General features: G+C 37.6%; 4 protein-coding genes and 1 pseudogene. 1 reads left to right on the forward strand and 4 read right to left on the reverse strand.

Annotated elements, in window-relative coordinates:
- Positions 1-139: 139 nt before the first annotated feature.
- The 4 genes from RM368_RS31595 to RM368_RS38925 form a co-directional block, all read right to left on the reverse strand.
- Positions 140-388, reverse strand: a complete 249-nt coding sequence (locus tag RM368_RS31595; RefSeq protein ID WP_322697711.1) for a hypothetical protein — start codon at positions 386-388, stop codon at positions 140-142.
- Positions 389-697: 309 nt separating this feature from the next.
- Positions 698-1,078, reverse strand: coding sequence for a hypothetical protein (locus RM368_RS31600; RefSeq protein WP_322697712.1), 381 nt, complete (start codon positions 1,076-1,078; stop codon positions 698-700).
- Between the two features lie 202 nt (positions 1,079-1,280).
- A complete protein-coding gene (locus tag RM368_RS38920; protein WP_416212275.1) occupies positions 1,281-2,351 on the reverse strand; it encodes a patatin-like phospholipase family protein in 1,071 nt (356 codons plus the stop codon).
- A gap of 74 nt (positions 2,352-2,425) precedes the next feature.
- The gene (locus RM368_RS38925) at positions 2,426-3,223 is read right to left on the reverse strand and encodes a LamG domain-containing protein (RefSeq protein WP_416212276.1); all 798 of its coding nucleotides are present in this window, start codon (positions 3,221-3,223) and stop codon (positions 2,426-2,428) included.
- 406 nt (positions 3,224-3,629) lie between these two features.
- Here RM368_RS38925 and RM368_RS31610 point away from each other — a divergent pair.
- Positions 3,630-4,061, forward strand: a pseudogene (locus tag RM368_RS31610) (DUF6444 domain-containing protein); the annotation flags it as partial.
- Positions 4,062-4,306: the final 245 nt, after the last annotated feature.

Raw genomic sequence — 4,306 nt, forward strand, 5'->3', positions numbered from 1 at the left:
TTTTTCTTTTAGTCCTTTTATTTAGAATACCCGGAAAGTGACAGAAGAGGGATATTGATTGCCTCATAAGGCTTATAGCGATCGCCCTGCCGGGAAGTGACAGAAGAGGGGTAATTAAAAGGCTAGCGGGATTCAGCAGTTATTGAAATACCTGATTGTAAGGAGCAAATTCTATTGCATAAGGAACTTCTATTTCTTGGAGCCAATATGACAGGGAATCTTCAATTGATTCGGTGGTAAATGTTGCTGCAATAACAATTTTTTGCTGAGAGATGTGTTTTAATAAATGTTGTGTATTCATTTTATTTTCATTAGTAGTAAAAATATTTATTTTTATATCGCAAAAGATATTTTTTTGTTTGGGATTTGATATTACAGCAGTTTTCAAGTCAACTAATCACAGAAAAATTTCACAAACAAACTTGAAAAAGGTTTCTTATCTTACTCCCTATTTCCAATTTCCTTTTTCTAGCTAGTGAGTTACAAAATGCAGAACTTTGTAACTTAATGCAAAAGAGACAGAAGTAGCCTATTGAATGATTTTGAATAATGGCCTTTAAGGGTTTAATCCGGTACAATCGGACTCAGAGGCCATTTTATTTTTTGAAATTAATCAAATGCGATCGCGCTTAATTAATTTAGTAACCTTTTGTCTGGAATCTCAACTAATGCAACCGTGAAATCATTCCTCGACGATTTAAATTGTTTTTGGCGGCTGAACCTCTTCAAAATTCTCAGTGATTGTTGGGTTAAGTTCATTTTTCAGTTTGAGTTTTAGATCCTCTGTAATGGGTAAATCCTTAATTTCTTTGAGGAGATATCTCACAGATTCGGTTTTACGGCGTTCTGTATAAATGTTCTTGAGAACTGCTTCAATTCCAAATCCCGCTATAGCTTCTCCTACAAGCGTTGTCAAACCTAGCACACCTAAACCGCCGATGATGCCAAACGGGCCTCCCAAACCCGCGAGGGCAGCGACAACGGCAGCACCACCCGCCATCCCTGATGCAGAGATTGCAATCACCAGAAGTATGCCAGGAAGACCCAAAGCAGCGATTTTTTTAACGACTTCATTCATTGGAATTACCTCAAATTCTTACATGATTGGTTAAATCTTGATTAAGCGTACTAGAATCGACTCACCCCTATTTGCTAGCTTAGTACTTAATCGAGATGGAGACTAATTTTTCCTTTTACAAAACTCAGTGTTGAGTGCTGAGTCAAGAGTTTTTAATTCCCCCCTCCCCCTGCTCCCTGCTCCCTGCTCCCTTGCCTCTTTTTCAGGCTGACAAAATACTACATAACTCATCGATTTGTTGACTTTTTTCTGTAATCAGTCGATGGGCTATAGTTTGTAGCTGACGAATATTTTCTGACTTGACATTATCTATGTCTTCCAACTCACCTGTTAGGAATGTTTGAAACCGATAATAAGAGCCTCTGATTTCTTTGTCATTAGACTCAAATAAGTGTTCTAATTCGGCAGCTACAACTTCACTACCACCGTCCAGAACAATGTTTAAAAGAGGTTTTACCCATTGCAATTGTCCCCAATTTTTCACATCGTTATATTTGTAGACACTTGTTAGAGAACCTGTACCCAAGGAGACTAGCAATATATCATTAGTATGTAGGACTGCTTTTTGAGCTTGTCTAGTAATTTTTGCTTCTGTAATTGCCAAGGAAGCGGGATTATTAGCAACTAATCCTCCATCTACTAAATTATAGAAGCCACTAGGATTATGAGAAGTTGCAACTCGATAGGGAGGAAAATAAGTCGGTGTTGCACTAGTTGCCATTGCCGCATCTTTGAGCGTAAAGCCAACACTTACCTTACGAAACCTTTTAGATTCTATCTGTTGTTTTTCGATTTTGTTTGTAAAGAATATCGGAATTCGCTGCTCGATATCGTAGCTAATAACGAAAACTTCTTTAAGATTATTTTCTAGAGGGGCATTACCAAAATATTTGTCGATAATTTCCTCTCTGCCGTCAGAAGCATATTTGGGTTGAGTAAACATATCTTCAATCGGGCCAAGCATATGTTCAAAAAATGGCTCGTAAAATATCTCAGCCCCATACTCGACATATAATTTGACCAGCTGTTCGGCAGTGTACTGAGCTTGTGGCTCACTCTGGGGTATAGATGGATCTAAACTTAATTGGGGTTTAGTCAATCCTAGTGCTAAAATTCCTCCAGTTGAAGTGCCTGCAATTAAATCGAATAAACTAAAAATCGGTTTTTTTGTGCGCTTTTCAATTTCTGCTAAGATTAATGCTGGGATAATGCCCCGAATACCGCCTCCATCAATGGCAAGAATTTTATATCTAGGATTGGCTGTGGTAATCATAGTTTTTTGCGATCGCTCCTGAGTTAATAGTGGTTGTTGGATATTGGTTGAAACTTGACTTTGGGTTGTTTGGGCTATTTCGGCTTTGTCCTCCTTTGGTTGCGGAGTTTGAATGTTGTCATTTTCGCTCTGCCTCTTTGTCTCTTTTTTTCCCTACCCTCGTTTTGTGGTTGCGGCTGCGAGAGTGGGAGTTGCGAGAACGTCGTTTTGTACATCTGGGGAACCTCAATAGATTGCTGCAAGTCGGCTTCAACAGCGGTTAGTTCAATGGCAGAAACCTCTGCAACTGACTGGTTCTCTTGTTGAGAATTGCTTGTTGTCTGGCTCTGGTTCGATAGTTGTGTAATTCCAAATGCTATTTGTGCTAAACCCCAACTTGGATTACCATGCAAAGTTCCATTATGAGTATTTTCAGTCTGGTCTTTTACGGTTGTCCCTTCTCCTTCGTTTAAAATCCAATAAGCTACTAATCCTTGTTCATTTTTGACTAGAGCCTCAGAACGATGTCTCTGGATTTCCACTGGAGGACAGGCGTAGTTCCAGACGCTAATGTGAGCTAATTGACCTGTGAAATATATGCTGTTGTGTAAAGTTGCACCCAGAGTTACAGGACTAGTTGCTTTGTTTAAAGAGTCACCTGTCAAATAGCCAAAATACTCATGCTCATCAAGGTGTATAGTCAGTTGACCCCGATTAAAAACAATAGCAAAGAAGTGCCATTGTCCGACAGTTAATTCTCCATTACCAAAGGTTTTGATAACCTTCTCAACCTTCTCATCAATATATATATCTAGGTTTCCTGATTCATTGATGCCAAACTCAAAGTTATCACTATATCGGTCTGAAGAACGGGCAAAAAAAACATTGTGCATCCCATAAGTAGTGGCTTGATTTTTTAGTTCTTAGTGTTAAATAAAATTGCTAAACCTTTATCGACTTAAAATTTATTCAAAATTATAATTCATTGCAATCATAGAAAACTTCCAGATTGCACAAATATTCATAATTTATGGTCACTTTTAAAAAAGATAGTTTATTTAGGTTTGATAGTCAATATATTTATCTGAATATTTAATTCTATAAGTACTATTTATTAAATAAATTTTTGTGAACAACGTTACTTTTTGGCAATTGATTTCTTAACTGTCTTAACTGTCTTAACTTTCCTAACTGTCTACTTAATTGTTAGTTATATGTTTTGAATACTATTGCATTTTCGTAAGGATTCAGGTAAAAGAGTATTGACAAAAGGAACACTTGAGGGAGAGTATCACAAATATGAAACAAAACCTGCCTCAAGAGTTAGATCGAGAAAGCTTGAACCAGTTATCAAAAGAACAACTGGTAGAGATAATTATTGAGCAGAGCAAGGTAATACGTGAGTTACAGAAAATCATTGTAGAACTACAGCAAGAAATAGAACGTTTAAAAGTTAGTCGAGATTTAGATAGCTCTAATTCGTCGAAACCACCGTCTAGTGACATTTTGAAAAAGAGCGAAAACAAAACATCACCTCCAAAAGAAGAATCAAATCAGCCCAAAAAGAAACCAGGTGGACAGCCAGGACATCAAGGTAAGACTCGTAAAGGCTTTGGCAGAGTAGATCGTTATGAAATCTTACGCCCAGAAAATTGTGTTTACTGTGGTCAAAAAGCGTTTGCGGCTGTGGCAGTAAAAGTAGAAAAGCAGACTTACCCTGGGCTGATTAAGTAAGTCGTGGGGAAAATTTACAAGTATGTAACAAACAGTTAAGCAGAAGAATGAGAGTTAAATATGATACGTTGTACGCTGTAGTTAGCTTTTTATCCTCTGGTTTGAACTCCATCAATGACAGCATAGGCAAGATCTAAGTAAAAGCTTGCCGTTGCGGCAAACAATTCCTTTAAGTCACAAGACGAGTATTTGAATTCATCGACCCAGAAGCATTAATCCGAGCATTTTATATTTTCCTCTGC

The sequence above is a fragment of the Nostoc sp. DedSLP03 genome, assembly GCF_034530815.1.
Lineage (GTDB): Bacteria > Cyanobacteriota > Cyanobacteriia > Cyanobacteriales > Nostocaceae > Nostoc.